The 14,947-nt window shown below is 35.9% G+C and carries 13 protein-coding genes and 5 pseudogenes; 14 read left to right on the top strand and 4 right to left on the bottom strand.

What is annotated here, in order from left to right:
• From LLA01S_RS10115 to LLA01S_RS12215, 3 genes and pseudogenes are all read left to right on the top strand, one after another.
• A pseudogene (locus tag LLA01S_RS10115) lies at nucleotides 1–509 on the top strand (competence protein CoiA); the annotation flags it as partial.
• Between the two features lie 62 nt (nucleotides 510–571).
• Nucleotides 572–2,377 carry an oligoendopeptidase F gene (gene pepF / locus LLA01S_RS10110; protein WP_014567973.1) on the top strand — a complete coding sequence of 602 codons (1,806 nt, stop codon included), beginning with the start codon at nucleotides 572–574 and terminating at the stop codon, nucleotides 2,375–2,377.
• A gap of 2 nt (nucleotides 2,378–2,379) precedes the next feature.
• Nucleotides 2,380–2,499, top strand: a pseudogene (locus LLA01S_RS12215) (O-methyltransferase); the annotation flags it as partial.
• On the opposite strand, the pseudogene LLA01S_RS12565 reads toward LLA01S_RS12215, so the two are convergent.
• Nucleotides 2,486–3,018 (bottom strand): annotated as a pseudogene (locus LLA01S_RS12565) (IS3-like element IS981 family transposase); the annotation flags it as partial. The pseudogenes LLA01S_RS12215 and LLA01S_RS12565 sit on opposite strands and share 14 nt — an antisense overlap.
• Before the next feature lie 92 nt (nucleotides 3,019–3,110).
• Between LLA01S_RS12565 and LLA01S_RS10100 the strand changes: the two are divergent.
• Nucleotides 3,111–3,692 (top strand): recombinase family protein, encoded by a 582-nt coding sequence (locus tag LLA01S_RS10100; RefSeq protein ID WP_011669105.1) that lies wholly within the window; start codon nucleotides 3,111–3,113, stop codon nucleotides 3,690–3,692.
• Between the two features lie 126 nt (nucleotides 3,693–3,818).
• Here LLA01S_RS10100 and LLA01S_RS12460 read toward each other — a convergent pair whose 3' ends face one another.
• Nucleotides 3,819–3,920 (bottom strand): type I toxin-antitoxin system Fst family toxin, encoded by a 102-nt coding sequence (locus LLA01S_RS12460; protein WP_117518185.1) that lies wholly within the window; start codon nucleotides 3,918–3,920, stop codon nucleotides 3,819–3,821.
• Nucleotides 3,921–4,190: 270 nt separating this feature from the next.
• Nucleotides 4,191–4,958, bottom strand: coding sequence for a DeoR/GlpR family DNA-binding transcription regulator (locus LLA01S_RS10095; RefSeq protein WP_011669104.1), 768 nt, complete (start codon nucleotides 4,956–4,958; stop codon nucleotides 4,191–4,193).
• Between the two features lie 488 nt (nucleotides 4,959–5,446).
• On the opposite strand from LLA01S_RS10095, the gene lacA reads away from it, so the two are divergent.
• From lacA to LLA01S_RS13360, 10 genes and pseudogenes are all read left to right on the top strand, one after another.
• Nucleotides 5,447–5,872, top strand: a complete 426-nt coding sequence (gene lacA / locus LLA01S_RS10090) for a galactose-6-phosphate isomerase subunit LacA (protein WP_003131727.1) — start codon at nucleotides 5,447–5,449, stop codon at nucleotides 5,870–5,872.
• Between the two features lie 16 nt (nucleotides 5,873–5,888).
• Nucleotides 5,889–6,404, top strand: coding sequence for a galactose-6-phosphate isomerase subunit LacB (gene lacB, locus LLA01S_RS10085; protein ID WP_011669102.1), 516 nt, complete (start codon nucleotides 5,889–5,891; stop codon nucleotides 6,402–6,404).
• 10 nt (nucleotides 6,405–6,414) lie between these two features.
• Entirely contained in the window at nucleotides 6,415–7,347 is a 933-nt protein-coding gene (gene lacC / locus LLA01S_RS10080; protein ID WP_002290553.1) for a tagatose-6-phosphate kinase, read from the top strand.
• A gap of 2 nt (nucleotides 7,348–7,349) precedes the next feature.
• Complete coding sequence (gene lacD, locus LLA01S_RS10075) at nucleotides 7,350–8,330, top strand: tagatose-bisphosphate aldolase (RefSeq protein ID WP_003131732.1); 981 nt, start codon at nucleotides 7,350–7,352, stop codon at nucleotides 8,328–8,330.
• Between the two features lie 27 nt (nucleotides 8,331–8,357).
• On the top strand, nucleotides 8,358–8,675 hold the full coding sequence (locus LLA01S_RS10070; protein ID WP_011669100.1) for a PTS lactose/cellobiose transporter subunit IIA: 318 nt from the start codon (nucleotides 8,358–8,360) through the stop codon (nucleotides 8,673–8,675).
• A 3-nt stretch (nucleotides 8,676–8,678) separates the two neighbouring features.
• Complete coding sequence (locus tag LLA01S_RS10065; protein WP_011669099.1) at nucleotides 8,679–10,385, top strand: lactose-specific PTS transporter subunit EIIC; 1,707 nt, start codon at nucleotides 8,679–8,681, stop codon at nucleotides 10,383–10,385.
• Between the two features lie 104 nt (nucleotides 10,386–10,489).
• On the top strand, nucleotides 10,490–11,896 hold the full coding sequence (gene lacG / locus LLA01S_RS10060) for a 6-phospho-beta-galactosidase (RefSeq protein ID WP_003131735.1): 1,407 nt from the start codon (nucleotides 10,490–10,492) through the stop codon (nucleotides 11,894–11,896).
• Nucleotides 11,896–12,167, top strand: a pseudogene (locus LLA01S_RS12205) (DUF3884 family protein). Before lacG ends, LLA01S_RS12205 begins: the two are co-directional and overlap by 1 nt.
• A 20-nt stretch (nucleotides 12,168–12,187) precedes the next feature.
• A complete protein-coding gene (locus LLA01S_RS10055; RefSeq protein WP_003131736.1) occupies nucleotides 12,188–13,087 on the top strand; it encodes an aldose 1-epimerase family protein in 900 nt (299 codons plus the stop codon).
• A 247-nt stretch (nucleotides 13,088–13,334) separates the two neighbouring features.
• Nucleotides 13,335–13,436: pseudogene (locus tag LLA01S_RS13360) on the top strand (MscL family protein); the annotation flags it as partial.
• Nucleotides 13,437–14,131: 695 nt separating this feature from the next.
• Here LLA01S_RS13360 and LLA01S_RS12455 read toward each other — a convergent pair.
• Nucleotides 14,132–14,296 carry a putative holin-like toxin gene (locus LLA01S_RS12455; RefSeq protein WP_021211366.1) on the bottom strand — a complete coding sequence of 55 codons (165 nt, stop codon included), beginning with the start codon at nucleotides 14,294–14,296 and terminating at the stop codon, nucleotides 14,132–14,134.
• Nucleotides 14,297–14,947: the final 651 nt, after the last annotated feature.

The following is a 14,947-nucleotide window of genomic DNA, read 5'->3' as shown; positions in this document are numbered from 1 at the left end:
GTTTCTATTATTGGGAATTAGATTTTAAAACTCAGAAGCTGAGATTGAAGACACTGATTCATGAAGATTTGCGTGGGAAAATTATTTATTTACAAGAAGAAATCCCTTTTGGTCAAGGACGACTTATTGAGCAATTACGACTGCCTTTTTTATCACAAAAGTTACTGACAATACCACTTATTGTTGATCTTAAACTAGCGGAATTTATTCGTCGGCAACTTTATTATTGTTCACCAAAATGGTTGAAACTTCAGGAAAAATATTACCAAAGAGGTGAAAATTTGTTGAATTTGACTTTTGAACGTTCTTTTATTGCGCCTTTGGGATTGAACTTACTTGAAGTTTTTGATGATGAAATCCCTTTACATAAATTTACTCAAATTAAGCAGAATATTAATCTATATTATGAAAACTTTTTAATAAATTTTCAGCAAAATAGCTTTAAGGCAGTATATCCTCCCCGTTTCTATGCTATAATGAAAAAGCAGAAGAAGGATATGAATGAATGAAATTCTGCTAATAAGTTTTTAATGTGAATAAAAATTATTTTGAATAAAAAGGAGTGAGCTTCATGGCTAAGAATAGAAATGAAATTCCTGAAAAATTAACTTGGGATTTGACAACAATTTATAAAACAGATAAAGAATGGGAAGCAGAGCTAACTAGAATAAAAAGCGAACTTTCACTCGTTGAAGAGACAGACCCTGGTCATTTACTTGATTCAGCTGAAAGTCTTCTGACAATTACCGAAAAAATGCTATCCATTTCTCAACAAGTTGAAAAACTATATGTTTATGCTTCAATGAAAAATGATCAAGATACCAGAGAGGCTAAATATCAGGAGTATCAATCAAAAGCAACAGCCCTCTATGTGAAATTCGGAGAGGTCTATGCCTTCTATGAACCTGAATTTTTGAAAATTTCAAAAGAAGTTTATAACAAATGGTTGGGGGAGCTTCAAAAATTAAAAAACTATGACCATATGTTTGAGCGCCTTTTTGCAAAAAAAGCGCATATTCTTAGTCAAAAAGAGGAAAAGTTATTGGCTGCGGCTGGTGAAATTTTTGAAAGTCCTTCAGAAACTTTTGAAATTTTTGATAATGCGGATATTAAGTTACCTATGGTCAAAAATGAATCTGATGAGATGATCCAACTCACGCATGGAAATTACTCTTCCTTAATGGAAAGTAAGAATAGGGGAGTACGAAAAGCAGCCTACAAAGCACTTTATAGTAATTATGAACAATATCAGCATACTTATGCAAAGACCTTACAGACTAATGTAAAAGTCCATAATCTTAATGCCCAAATCCGCTCTTATGATTCAGCCCGTCAAGCTGCTCTGGCTAATAATTTTGTTCCAGAAAAAGTTTACGATGTTTTGATGGAGGCCATTCATCAACATTTGCCACTTTTACATCGTTATATTGAACTACGCAAGAAAATTTTAGGAATTACTGATTTAAAGATGTATGATATCTATACTCCATTATCTAATTTAGATTATAAATTTAACTATGAAGATGGAGTGAAAAAAGCAGAAGAAGTTTTAGCGATATTTGGTAAAGAATATAAAGGAAAAGTTAAAGCAGCTTTTGAACAAAGATGGATTGATGTCGAAGAAAATATCGGAAAACGTTCGGGTGCTTATTCAGGTGGATCTTATGATACCAATGCTTTTATGCTTCTAAATTGGCAAGAAACGTTAGATGATCTTTTTACTTTAGTTCATGAAACGGGGCACTCAATGCATAGTGCTTTCACGCGTGAAAACCAACCATATGTTTATGGGAATTATCCAATCTTTTTAGCTGAAATTGCCTCAACTACAAATGAAAATATTTTAACTGAAACTTTATTAAAGGAAAGTAAAGATGATAAGGAGCGCTTCGCCCTTTTGAACCACTGGCTTGATAGTTTCCGTGGAACTGTTTTCCGTCAGAGTCAATTTGCCGAATTTGAACAAAAAATTCATGAAGCAGATGCTGCCGGTGAAGTGTTAACAAGTGAATACTTAAACTCACTTTATGGCGAAATAAATGAAAAATACTATAATTTAGCAGTCAAAGAAAATCCAGAAATTCAGTATGAATGGGCTAGAATTCCGCATTTTTATTATAATTTCTATGTTTTTCAATACGCAACAGGTTTTGCTGCGGCAACTTTCTTGGCTGAAAAAGTTGTTCATGGTTCAACTGAGGATCGTCAAAAATATCTTGAATATTTAAAGGCTGGTTCTTCAGCTTATCCTTTAGAAGTAATTGCCAAAGCTGGAGTTGATATGGAATCTACCGATTATTTAGATGCTGCCTTTGAGCTTTTTGAAAATCGATTGAGTGAATTAGAAAAATTAGTTGAAAAAGGAGTCCATCTTTAAAAATGGTTGAAACATATAAACGTACAAGTAACCCCATGATGAATCGACCAGTTGTCAAAGCAGAGTTAGTAGAATGGATGCGTTCAAGTCAAACACAAATAACCGGAGAACTTGCTTCATTAGCTTCTGTACCAGTTTTAACCCGACTTTTTCCCCTTGTTTAAGTAGAAGATGATGAATTTTAGGAGCACCATAGATTCCTCGGTTAGCATTGAAGAGTTGAGAAATTTTGAGTGACAGGTATTGTCTCCTTAATTGAGTTTTAGATGGATGTCGGTTAATCCGTTCATAATAACTTGATTCAGGAACATCAAGGAGTTGACAGCTTAGTCTGACATTGAGTGCTAAAGGTTGTATGGTTTGAGCCATATCCGCAGCACTCACTTCTTTTTCTCGGCGAATATGGTCAATACTTTTTTTAAGATGTCTCGTTCTTCCTTAACTTTAGCCAGTTGTCTTTTTAATTCTAGAAAATCAGCTTTAGAGACGGAGCTTTCATTAGATTTAGAGTAGAGGTCTATCCATTTATAAATTGTTGCAGGGGCCACGTCGTATTCTTTAGACAGCTGGGTGACGGATTGACCAGAATGATAGAAGGCGATAAGGGTTTCTTTAAATTCTTTTGAGTAGCGTTTTTGCATGTTTTTGTCCTTTGTCTAAATTATACAATAGTGACTCTAAGATTTAAGGATAACATCACTCACAACTTAGGGTTATTAATAGAGGTCAAAATATGAAAATTGGGTATGCACGTGTCAGTACTTTTGAACAAAAATTAGAATCTCAAATTGAAGTTCTGAAAGAAGCAGGAGCAGAAGAAGTTTTCCAAGAAAAGTTTACTGGAACTACAGTCGAACGTCCACAATTTAATCTAGTATTTAAAAAGTTAAAGGATGGTGACACTTTAATTGTGACAAAGTTAGACCGATTAGCCAGGAACACTAGAGAAGTTTTAGAAATTGTTCAATCGTTATTTAATAGAGGAATTAAGGTTCATATATTAAATATTGGTCTTATTGATAATACACCTACTGGTCAGCTGATTTTTACCATCTTCAGTGCTTTTGCGCAGTTTGAACGAGACCTTATTGTAACCAGGACTCAGGAAGGAAAAAATTTTGCTAAGCTTCATGATCCAAGTTTTAGGGAAGGGCGTCCTCAAAAATTTACCGAAGAACAAATTCAATTTGCTTATGAGTTAAAACAGCAAGGAATGACTTACAAGATGATTGAGCGAAAAACTGGTATCAGTATTGCGACTCAAAAACGAAGATTTATAAAAGCAAAAAATCAAGCTATTGACAAAGACTATTGAAATGTTATAATTTAGTTAACGAAGATTTGTGGGAGTGGTATCTCACAATAGGAACTGAGGAACTGCGAATTCCTCAGTTTTTTTGTACAAAAAACGCCCAGTTCTGCGAAACTGAGCGAATGTGGATTAATGGCGCTTATGTCGGTATTTTAACCAATCCTTGACCAGCTCAAGGATTACTCCAACCACAATAGGAGCGACTACTGATACGAAGATTTGCAGAAGCATTATCTCACCCCCTCCCTAAGGCATTTCTGCATTGGTAAGGTACGCCACTAAAAAGTATACCATAAAAAGGGAATAGATATGTTCGTAGTAGGAGATATCCAATTATCAAGAAAACTCCAATTTTTTGGAAAGTTAAATAATGTGTACATATTTTCGACAAACCATACATTAGAAATAACAAAAAAACACCGTAGAATTGTTTGATTCATACGGTGCTTTTTTTATGTCTAATTATTTAAGAGTAGTCCAATATTTTTATAAGTCATAATTCTAGTCCGCTTTTAAAATAGTAGTGTACTGGCTAAATTCCTCTAAGTGTTGAGGGCTAATCTGGTTATCTGTAATGATGGTATCGAGTTGATCTAGATTGTAGAAGTTAAAGAAATCGTATCGATCGAATTTAGTACTGTCTACTAATAAGAATTTTTCTACAGCATTGTTTAGGGCAAGTTGTTGAATCACACCTTCCTTGTCACTATATGTAGCAATAGAATTATGGGTAACAGCATTTGCACTAACAAAAGCTTTGGCAAATCTCATTGCTTTTAAATTTGTCGAAGCCATTGAACCTACAAAAGCTCCAGTTATTTCTCTATATTCACCGCCAAGAAGCAATAAATCAATGGTTTCGCTATCATTTAGAATCAAGAACACAGGGAGACTATTTGTAATGACACGAATTTTATAACCTTTACGACCTTTCAATTCTAATGCCAGTTGTACAAGTGTAGTTCCGGGTCCAATAAAAATAGTATCGCCATCTTTGATTAAAGAGCAGGCTTTTTTAGCAATGTCAATTTTTTCTTTTGTATTTAGACTTTTCTTCTCGATATGTGTCTTTTCAAGTGGCTTTTTAGAGGAAAGCAATTGTGCACCACCATGAGTACGTGTTAAAAGTCCATCAGCTTCTAGAGCATCAAGGTCTCTACGGGCTGTCATATCGGAAATATCTAGTTCATCTATTATTTCTTTTATGGTTATGGTCCCATCAATCTTTAACATATCTAAAATTTTTTCTAATCGTCGTTTTTTGTTCATATGAAGACTTTTCTTTCATAAAGTAATTTTTTTCCAAAGATAATTCTCTTTTAATTGTATCATAAAAGATAATATTTTCAAGGTAAAACAAACAATTTCAAACAAAAACAAACGTTAGATGATGAAATAAGAACAGAGGATTGACGTATATTAGCTTAGGTCAGATTTTGTATAAGACGAAAATAAAGTAGGACCTCTTAATCATTAAGTTATAGAAAGTAAAAGACTTTTGTAATACCTGAATAGATATTTCACGTCCATTTTGTGATGGATTAAATGAACAAAAATGAACAATAATTTAACGGTGTTATCTATTTTTTAAAAAAACAAATAAAAAAAAACAAAAAATTAACAAAAATAGTTGCTTTTTGTTTGAATGTTTGATATCATATAAACAAAGAAATGATGAAAACGTTATCTTGAACATTTTGCAAAATATTTTCTACTTCTACGTAGCATTTCTTTTTAAAATTTAGGAGGTAGTCCAAATGGCTATTGTTGTTGGTGCAGATCTCAAAGGTACGAGATTAAAAGATGTTGTGAAAAATTTTCTTGTAGAAGAAGGTTTTGAGGTAATTGATGTGACTAAGGACGGACAAGATTTTGTTGATGTTACCTTGGCAGTTGCCTCTGAAGTAAATAAAGATGAGCAAAACTTAGGTATTGTAATTGATGCTTATGGAGCTGGTCCATTCATGGTAGCAACTAAAATTAAAGGTATGGTTGCAGCAGAAGTTTCAGATGAACGCTCAGCTTATATGACACGTGGACATAACAATGCACGAATGATTACGGTTGGCGCTGAAATCGTCGGTGATGAGCTTGCTAAAAACATCGCTAAAGCTTTCGTCAATGGTAAATATGATGGCGGACGTCATCAAGTCCGAGTAGATATGCTTAACAAGATGTGTTAAGAAAAGGAGTTAAAAAATGAGAATCGCAATTGGATGTGACCACATTGTCACAGATGTAAAAATGGCAGTATCAGAATTCTTGAAATCAAAAGGATATGAGGTCCTTGATTTCGGGACATATGACCACGTACGTACTCACTACCCTATCTATGGTAAAAAAGTCGGTGAAGCAGTAGTAAGTGGTCAAGCAGACTTGGGAGTATGTATCTGTGGTACGGGTGTCGGCATTAACAATGCAGTAAATAAAGTTCCAGGTGTTCGCTCAGCGTTGGTTCGTGATATGACGTCAGCTCTATATGCTAAGGAAGAACTTAATGCGAATGTTATCGGTTTTGGTGGAATGATTACTGGTGGTCTTCTTATGAATGACATCATTGAAGCTTTCATTGAAGCTGAGTACAAACCAACAGAAGAAAATAAAAAATTGATTGCAAAAATCGAACACGTTGAAACACATAATGCACATCAAGCAGATGAGGAATTCTTTACAGAATTCCTTGAAAAATGGGACCGTGGTGAGTACCACGATTAAGGTATAACCAATGATTCTGACAGTCACACTAAATCCTTCAGTAGACATCTCTTATCCTCTAGAAACATTGAAAATTGATACAGTGAATAGGGTGAAAGATGTTAGTAAGACAGCTGGTGGAAAAGGCTTAAATGTTACTAGAGTCTTGTATGAATCTGGTGATAAAGTTACTGCTACAGGTTTCTTAGGTGGTAAAATTGGTGAATTTATTGAAAGCGAATTAGAACAATCTCCTGTTAGTCCAGCTTTTTATAAAATCTCAGGAAACACTAGAAACTGTATTGCTATCTTACACGAGGGTAACCAAACAGAAATTTTGGAACAAGGACCAACAATTTCTCATGAAGAAGCAGAAGGCTTTCTTGACCACTATAGCAATCTTATTAAGCAATCAGAAGTTGTCACAATTTCAGGAAGTTTGCCTTCAGGACTTCCCAACGATTATTATGAAAAACTTATCCAACTTGCTTCGGATGAAGGAGTAGCAGTCGTTTTGGATTGTTCAGGTGCACCACTTGAAACAGTTCTAAAATCGTCGGCTAAACCTACTGCCATCAAACCTAATAATGAGGAACTTTCACAGTTGCTTGGAAAAGAAGTAACAAAAGATATTGAAGAACTCAAAGACGTTCTTAAAGAGTCACTTTTTAGTGGTATCGAATGGATAGTGGTCTCATTAGGTCGAAACGGTGCCTTTGCAAAACATGGTGATGTTTTCTATAAGGTAGATATTCCTGATATCCCAGTTGTTAATCCAGTCGGATCAGGGGACTCAACGGTAGCTGGTATTGCATCAGCTTTAAATAGTAAAAAAAGTGACGCTGACTTATTAAAACATGCGATGACATTGGGTATGTTAAATGCTCAAGAAACAATGACAGGGCATGTGAATATGACTAATTACGAAACACTAAACTCACAAATTGGAGTAAAAGAGGTATAAAAATGGTACTTACAGAACAGAAACGCAAATCTTTGGAAAAACTTTCAGATAAAAACGGTTTTATCTCAGCTTTGGCATTTGACCAACGTGGTGCTTTGAAACGTTTGATGGCACAGTATCAAGATACAGAACCAACTGTAGCTCAAATGGAAGAACTAAAGGTTTTGGTTGCTGATGAACTTACAAAATACGCTTCTTCAATGTTGCTTGACCCTGAATATGGACTTCCAGCAACAAAAGCATTGGATAAAGAAGCAGGTCTTCTTCTTGCCTATGAAAAAACAGGTTATGATACATCAAGTACAAAACGTTTGCCTGACTGCTTGGATGTTTGGTCTGCAAAGCGTATCAAAGAGCAAGGCGCTGATGCCGTTAAGTTCTTGCTTTACTATGATGTAGACAGCTCAGATGAACTTAACCAACAAAAACAAGCTTATATTGAACGTGTTGGTTCTGAATGTGTCGCTGAAGATATTCCTTTCTTCTTGGAAATCCTTGCTTATGATGAAGAAATCTCAGATGCAGGTTCCGTTGAATATGCAAAAGTGAAACCTCGCAAAGTCATTGAAGCGATGAAAGTTTTCTCTGATCCACGATTTAACATTGATGTTCTTAAAGTAGAAGTACCAGTTAACGTTAAATATGTCGAAGGTTTTGCTGATGGTGAAGTGGTTTACAGTAAAGCTGAAGCTGCTGACTTCTTTAAAGCACAAGAAGAAGCGACTAACCTTCCATACATCTACCTAAGTGCAGGTGTATCTGCTAAATTGTTCCAAGAAACATTGCAATTTGCTCACGACTCAGGTGCCAAGTTTAATGGTGTGCTTTGTGGACGTGCTACTTGGGCAGGATCTGTAGAACCTTACATCAAAGAAGGTGAAAAAGCAGCACGTGAATGGTTGCGTACTACTGGATTCGAAAATATTGATGAACTTAACAAAGTTCTTGTTAAAACAGCTAGTCCATGGACTGATAAAGTATAGTAAAAACATAAAACGGAGGATATTGTTGTGAACAGAGAAGAGATGACTCTCTTGGGGTTTGAAATTGTTGCTTATGCTGGAGATGCTCGCTCCAAACTTTTAGAAGCGCTTAAAGCGGCTGAAAATGGTGATTTCGCTAAGGCAGATAGTCTTGTAGTAGAAGCAGGAAGTTGCATTGCAGAGGCTCACAATTCTCAGACAGCTATGTTGGCTCGAGAAGCTTCTGGGGAGGAACTTCCATACAGTGTTACTATGATGCATGGTCAGGATCACTTGATGACTACGATCTTATTAAAAGATGTGATTCATCACCTCATCGAACTTTATAAAAGAGGAGCAAAGTAATTAATGCATAAACTCATTGAACTTATTGAGAAAGGGAAACCATTCTTTGAGAAAATCTCTCGAAACATCTATCTTCGTGCTATTCGTGATGGATTTATTGCTGGTATGCCAGTCATCCTTTTCTCATCTATCTTTATCCTTATTGCCTATGTCCCAAATGCTTGGGGATTCCACTGGTCAAAAGACATTGAGACCTTCTTGATGACTCCTTATAGCTATTCGATGGGTATCCTAGCATTCTTTGTTGGTGGTACTACCGCTAAAGCTTTGACGGACTCAAAGAACCGTGACCTACCTGCGACCAATCAGATTAACTTCTTATCTACGATGCTAGCGTCTATGGTAGGGTTCCTTTTGATGGCAGCTGAGCCTGCAAAAGAAGGAGGCTTCTTGACAGCCTTCATGGGAACAAAAGGCCTTTTGACAGCATTTATCGCAGCCTTTGTGACAGTTAATGTTTATAAAGTCTGTGTGAAAAATAATGTTACCATTCGTATGCCTGAAGATGTTCCACCAAATATCTCTCAAGTATTTAAGGACTTGATTCCGTTCACCGTCTCAGTTGTTCTCCTATATGGACTTGAACTCCTTGTTAAGGGAACTCTTGGTGTAACTGTTGCAGAATCAATCGGTACCCTTATTGCTCCTCTTTTCTCAGCTGCAGATGGTTACCTTGGAATTACACTTATCTTTGGTGCTTATGCCTTCTTCTGGTTTGTTGGTATTCACGGTCCTTCAATTGTCGAACCAGCAATCGCTGCTATCACTTATGCCAATATCGATGTCAACTTGCATCTTATCCAAGCTGGACAACATGCAGATAAAGTTATCACTTCTGGTACTCAAATGTTTATTGCTACCATGGGTGGAACAGGAGCTACATTGATTGTTCCATTCTTGTTCATGTGGATTTGTAAATCAGATCGTAACCGTGCCATCGGACGTGCCTCAGTTGTTCCAACATTCTTTGGGGTTAATGAGCCAATCTTATTTGGTGCACCAATCGTATTGAATCCGATTTTCTTTGTACCGTTCATTTTCACTCCGATTGTCAACGTTTGGATCTTTAAATTCTTTGTTGACACATTGAACATGAACTCATTCTCTGCCAACCTTCCATGGGTTACTCCTGGTCCGTTGGGAATTGTACTCGGTACTAACTTCCAAGTTCTATCATTTATCTTAGCCGGACTCTTGGTAGTTGTTGATACTATCATTTATTACCCATTTGTTAAGGTATACGATGAACAAATTCTTGAAGAAGAACGTTCTGGTAAAACAAACGATGCTCTTAAAGAAAAAGTAGCTGAAAACTTCAATACTGCTAAAGCAGATGCCGTTCTTGGAAAAGCAGGCGTTGCTAAAGAAGATGTAGCAGCAAACAATAATATCACAAAAGAAACTAATGTCCTTGTTCTTTGTGCAGGTGGAGGTACAAGTGGCTTGCTTGCCAATGCCTTGAACAAAGCAGCAGCAGAATACAATGTTCCAGTCAAGGCGGCAGCGGGTGGTTACGGTGCTCACCGTGAAATGTTGCCAGAGTTTGACTTGGTAATCTTGGCTCCACAGGTCGCTTCAAACTTCGATGATATGAAGGCTGAAACAGATAAATTGGGCATTAAACTTGTAAAAACTGAAGGAGCTCAATATATCAAATTGACACGTGACGGAAAAGGTGCTCTTGCATTTGTTCAACAACAGTTTGATTAATAAATTTGTAAAAGTTATTTGAGACGAGATCACTCATTCCATTTCCTTGGTTTTCAGAACACAGAATCTCGTCTCAAATGCTTTTTTTGAAAGGACTTACACTTATGACTAAAACACTTCCTAAAGATTTTATTTTTGGTGGTGCTACAGCTGCTTATCAAGCAGAAGGTGCAACTCACACAGATGGTAAGGGCCCAGTAGCATGGGATAAGTATCTTGCAGACAATTATTGGTATACAGCAGAACCTGCAAGTGATTTTTACCATAAATACCCAGTTGATTTAGAATTAGCTGAAGAATATGGTGTTAATGGTATTCGTATTTCTATTGCCTGGTCTCGTATTTTCCCAACGGGTTACGGTGAAGTAAATGAAAAAGGTGTTGAATTCTACCATAAACTATTTGCTGAATGCCACAAGCGTCATGTTGAACCATTTGTGACTTTGCATCATTTTGACACACCAGAAGCTCTTCATTCAAATGGAGATTTCTTAAACCGCGAAAATATAGAACACTTTATAGATTATGCCGCTTTCTGTTTTGAAGAGTTTCCAGAAGTAAACTACTGGACAACTTTCAATGAAATTGGCCCAATTGGTGATGGTCAATACTTGGTTGGTAAATTCCCTCCAGGCATTAAATATGATCTTGCCAAAGTCTTCCAATCACACCACAACATGATGGTCTCTCATGCACGTGCTGTAAAATTGTATAAGGATAAAGGTTATAAAGGTGAAATTGGTGTTGTTCATGCTTTACCAACTAAATACCCTTATGATCCGGAAAATCCAGCAGATGTTCGTGCTGCTGAACTTGAAGACATCATCCATAACAAATTTATCTTGGATGCAACCTATCTTGGGCACTATTCAGATAAAACGATGGAAGGTGTCAACCATATCCTAGCTGAGAATGGTGGAGAACTTGATCTTCGTGATGAAGACTTCCAAGCTCTTGACGCAGCTAAAGATTTGAATGATTTCCTTGGTATCAACTATTACATGAGTGATTGGATGCAAGCTTTTGATGGTGAGACTGAAATCATTCACAATGGTAAGGGTGAAAAAGGAAGCTCTAAGTACCAAATTAAGGGTGTTGGTCGTCGAGTAGCTCCTGACTATGTTCCGCGCACAGACTGGGATTGGATTATTTATCCTGAAGGCTTGTATGACCAAATCATGCGAGTGAAAAATGATTATCCGAATTACAAGAAGATTTACATCACTGAAAACGGTCTCGGATACAAAGATGAGTTTGTAGATAATACTGTTTATGATGATGGTCGTATTGATTACGTGAAGCAACACTTGGAAGTTTTATCAGACGCGATTGCGGATGGTGCAAATGTTAAAGGTTACTTCATTTGGTCACTTATGGACGTTTTCTCATGGTCAAATGGTTATGAAAAACGTTATGGATTGTTCTATGTAGACTTTGATACGCAAGAACGCTATCCTAAGAAATCAGCACATTGGTATAAGAAATTAGCAGAAACTCAAGTGATAGAGTAATATCACCTGAGAATGTAATAATTTGTTATCTGATTTTTAGATCAGGCTTTGAAAAGGTATATATTATTAATTTCGAAGATTGTCCTATAATTCCTGAGCTTGAAGCTACCTCACTACAAAATGTAGTAACTGGTATGTTTCACCTGGAAAAGAATGGATTTGCCATTCTGATTTAGCATTATCCGAATTTGAATGGGAAGTTTTACAATTACTCGATGTAGCAATATGTGAGACTGTTCACTTCGAGGTAGATTATTTGCCTTTCCAATAACAAAAAGAAAGGAATTGACTGTGACTATCGAATTAAAAAACGAGTATCTTACGGTTCAGTTTAAAACACTTGGTGGTCAACTGACTTCGATTAAAGACAAAGATGGGTTAGAATATCTCTGGCAAGCTGATCCAGAGTATTGGAATGGACAGGCACCAATTCTATTTCCTATCTGTGGTAGTTTACGTAATGATTGGGCTATTTATAGACCTCAAGAAAGACCTTTTTTTACAGGTCTAATTCGTAGACATGGTTTTGTTCGAAAAGAAGAATTTACTCTTGAAGAAGTTAATGAAAATAGCGTGACTTTCAGTATTAAACCAAATGCTGAGATGCTTGATAATTACCTTTATCAGTTTGAACTAAGAGTTGTTTATACCTTAAATGGGAAATCCATTAGAACCGAGTTTCAGGTAACGAACTTGGAAACTGAAAAAACGATGCCTTACTTCATTGGAGCCCATCCAGCATTCAATTGTCCTTTAGTAGAAGGCGAAAAGTATGAGGACTATTCTCTTGAATTTAGTGAGGTTGAGTCTTGTTCGATACCAAAGAGTTTCCCTGAGACAGGGTTATTAGATTTACAAGATCGGACGCCATTTTTGGAAAACCAAAAGTCTCTTGATTTGGATTACTCACTTTTTTCTCATGACGCCATTACACTTGACCGACTGAAATCTCGCAGCGTGACACTTCGCTCGAGAAAGTCTGGTAAAGGTCTTCGAGTTGATTTTGATGATTTTCCAAACTTGATTCTGTGGTCTACAACCAATAAAAGTCCATTCATTGCCTTAGAACCTTGGAGTGGGCTTTCCACTTCACTTGAAGAAGGTAATATTTTAGAAGATAAACGACAGGTAACGAAAGTTTTACCTCTAGATACTTCTAAAAAGTCCTATGACATTACGATCTTTAATTAAAATCTGTTATAATTTTAGTCTTAAATAAAATTTGAATACGTTTGCCTTGTGGTTATAGATTGGTCTTCTTCGTGCCAATCTTACATCGCAAGGTTTTTAAGTTTTTTATGGGTCTATGTCAACTGTAGTGGGTGACGAAAAGCTAATGATGTAAAAAAGATGATCAATAGCGTACAAGATGAAACCAAAAAGGACATCAGACAGCTACAAAAACAAATCAGAAAATAGTTTGGGTACGGAGGAAATCATAACGTTAAGAGAATTTAAAAATTTTATTCTACGAGGAAATGTATTAGACTTAGCAGTTGGGGTAATTATTGGGTCCGCATTTACTGGATTAGTAACTTCTGGACTACAATCAAATATTTAAACACAAAATGAACAATATTTTTCGAAAATAATTTTTGAGTTCAGTTTTAAATAAATATTTCCATCAAAAATCTCAGTCATTAATTTTAAAATCTCCATAGTAAAATTTACTTCTGACTGAAAGAGATTTCTCATTATAAAAAAGAAAAAATTTTTAAAAGGGAATTTAATGATTTTCACTCTAGAAATAATAAGTTTCGGAAAAATTGTTGTTTTTCCGAAACTTATAATCAACATAAAACGCATGGTTAAGCGGTTTTAGTTTTTCAAAGGTTTACAAAAGCAAAAAAAAGCACCTATTATGGCAACTTTATGAGAGTATGAGAGTGTTTTTAATTAGCCTTAACATAGTGCAAAAAGGATATTCTGATTTTTAACACGATTCGTCAGAGTATCCTTTTTTTATTGATTATTTTTGTGCGTCCATTTCAAGTAATGTGTTATAATCGTTTTATATTTTAGATATCCCTAAAATATATTCCTTTCTATCGTGCTGCCTTCCTTTTGGAACTCCGAAGGCAGTTTTTTAAAATAGAGGAAGTGACAAAAAAAAGAAGTTGTGATAAAATAAAGGTAAAGAAAAAAGAGCTTGCACTAACAAGCTCTAATGTAGCCGTTTTAAGAACGGTAGCACTACATACATCAAAATGGCCTACTGCGTGCTAAGCTGAACGGTCATTTTTTATTACTTGTATTTATCACAAGAATCATCAAGGTCGCAAAAGCAATCATGAGACTCAATGCCTGAAATACAGTCAAAAAATTTTCGCCTTTCATGTTTTGTGAGGGTTTGCCCACGAAATAATCATAAGCACCACCTCCAATCAGGCTACCGTTCATAAACTCTACAAACATTATTATAACAAAAAAAGCCCCGTAAGTCATAGACTTACAGGGCTTTTGAAATATTCATTAAAACCTTGGGCCGGCAAAGGTTAAAGTCATTTCAGGGTGGGATTTATAATGTCCCACAACATCAACTCTCCATTCTCCTCTCAGGATTTGACACATAATAGGGAAGGCCTTTTTAAAGCGAACGAGTTCATCATTATAAGTTGCTGAAGTAAATGGTCGTGCCTGGTCTAAGGTCATCAATAAACGAGGGTCTGGAGTATCGCAAATCAGGTCATGACAATAAAACTGATTGAAGCGGTCAATGACAAAGTATCCACTATTTATTTTTTCAAAGCAGTCCTTACAAAAGGCTGACTTTTTATAATAGTGCCAGCCTTCTTATTTGAAATATTTTTTAGCGGCACTTTTATTTGTTGCCCACAGGGGAAGTTAAAATTCAAAGCCATCAGGGTCGGTATATGTTTTTCCGTCTGAAAATTGACTTAACGTCAGCAGTTTTTAGTATGATTACTGCTTTTATTATTTACTCTAAAACTGTTGTTTTACCTTTGTGTCGGTAGATTGTCGTTCTTTTGTCGTTCTTTTGTCGTCTATCTGTCGTGTACATGTTTAAAAAAATAGTTTATTATATATTCA

It is taken from the genome of Lactococcus cremoris subsp. cremoris NBRC 100676 (genome assembly GCF_001591705.1).
Lineage (GTDB): Bacteria > Bacillota > Bacilli > Lactobacillales > Streptococcaceae > Lactococcus > Lactococcus cremoris.
This window is presented reverse-complemented; position numbering and strand designations above follow the sequence as displayed.

Excerpts from the sequence above, each read along its gene's own strand:
- lacG (WP_003131735.1), top strand. The coding sequence starts at position 10,490 with ATGACTAAAACACTTCCTAAAGATTTTATTTTTGGTGGTGCTACAGCT.
- lacC (WP_002290553.1), top strand. The coding sequence starts at position 6,415 with ATGATTCTGACAGTCACACTAAATCCTTCAGTAGACATCTCTTATCCT.
- LLA01S_RS10095 (WP_011669104.1), bottom strand. The coding sequence starts at position 4,958 with ATGAACAAAAAACGACGATTAGAAAAAATTTTAGATATGTTAAAGATT.
- lacD (WP_003131732.1), top strand. The coding sequence starts at position 7,350 with ATGGTACTTACAGAACAGAAACGCAAATCTTTGGAAAAACTTTCAGAT.
- lacA (WP_003131727.1), top strand. The coding sequence starts at position 5,447 with ATGGCTATTGTTGTTGGTGCAGATCTCAAAGGTACGAGATTAAAAGAT.
- lacB (WP_011669102.1), top strand. The coding sequence starts at position 5,889 with ATGAGAATCGCAATTGGATGTGACCACATTGTCACAGATGTAAAAATG.
- LLA01S_RS12455 (WP_021211366.1), bottom strand. The coding sequence starts at position 14,296 with ATGAACGGTAGCCTGATTGGAGGTGGTGCTTATGATTATTTCGTGGGC.
- LLA01S_RS12460 (WP_117518185.1), bottom strand. The coding sequence starts at position 3,920 with ATGCTTCTGCAAATCTTCGTATCAGTAGTCGCTCCTATTGTGGTTGGA.
- LLA01S_RS10100 (WP_011669105.1), top strand. The coding sequence starts at position 3,111 with ATGAAAATTGGGTATGCACGTGTCAGTACTTTTGAACAAAAATTAGAA.
- pepF (WP_014567973.1), top strand. The coding sequence starts at position 572 with ATGGCTAAGAATAGAAATGAAATTCCTGAAAAATTAACTTGGGATTTG.
- LLA01S_RS10065 (WP_011669099.1), top strand. The coding sequence starts at position 8,679 with ATGCATAAACTCATTGAACTTATTGAGAAAGGGAAACCATTCTTTGAG.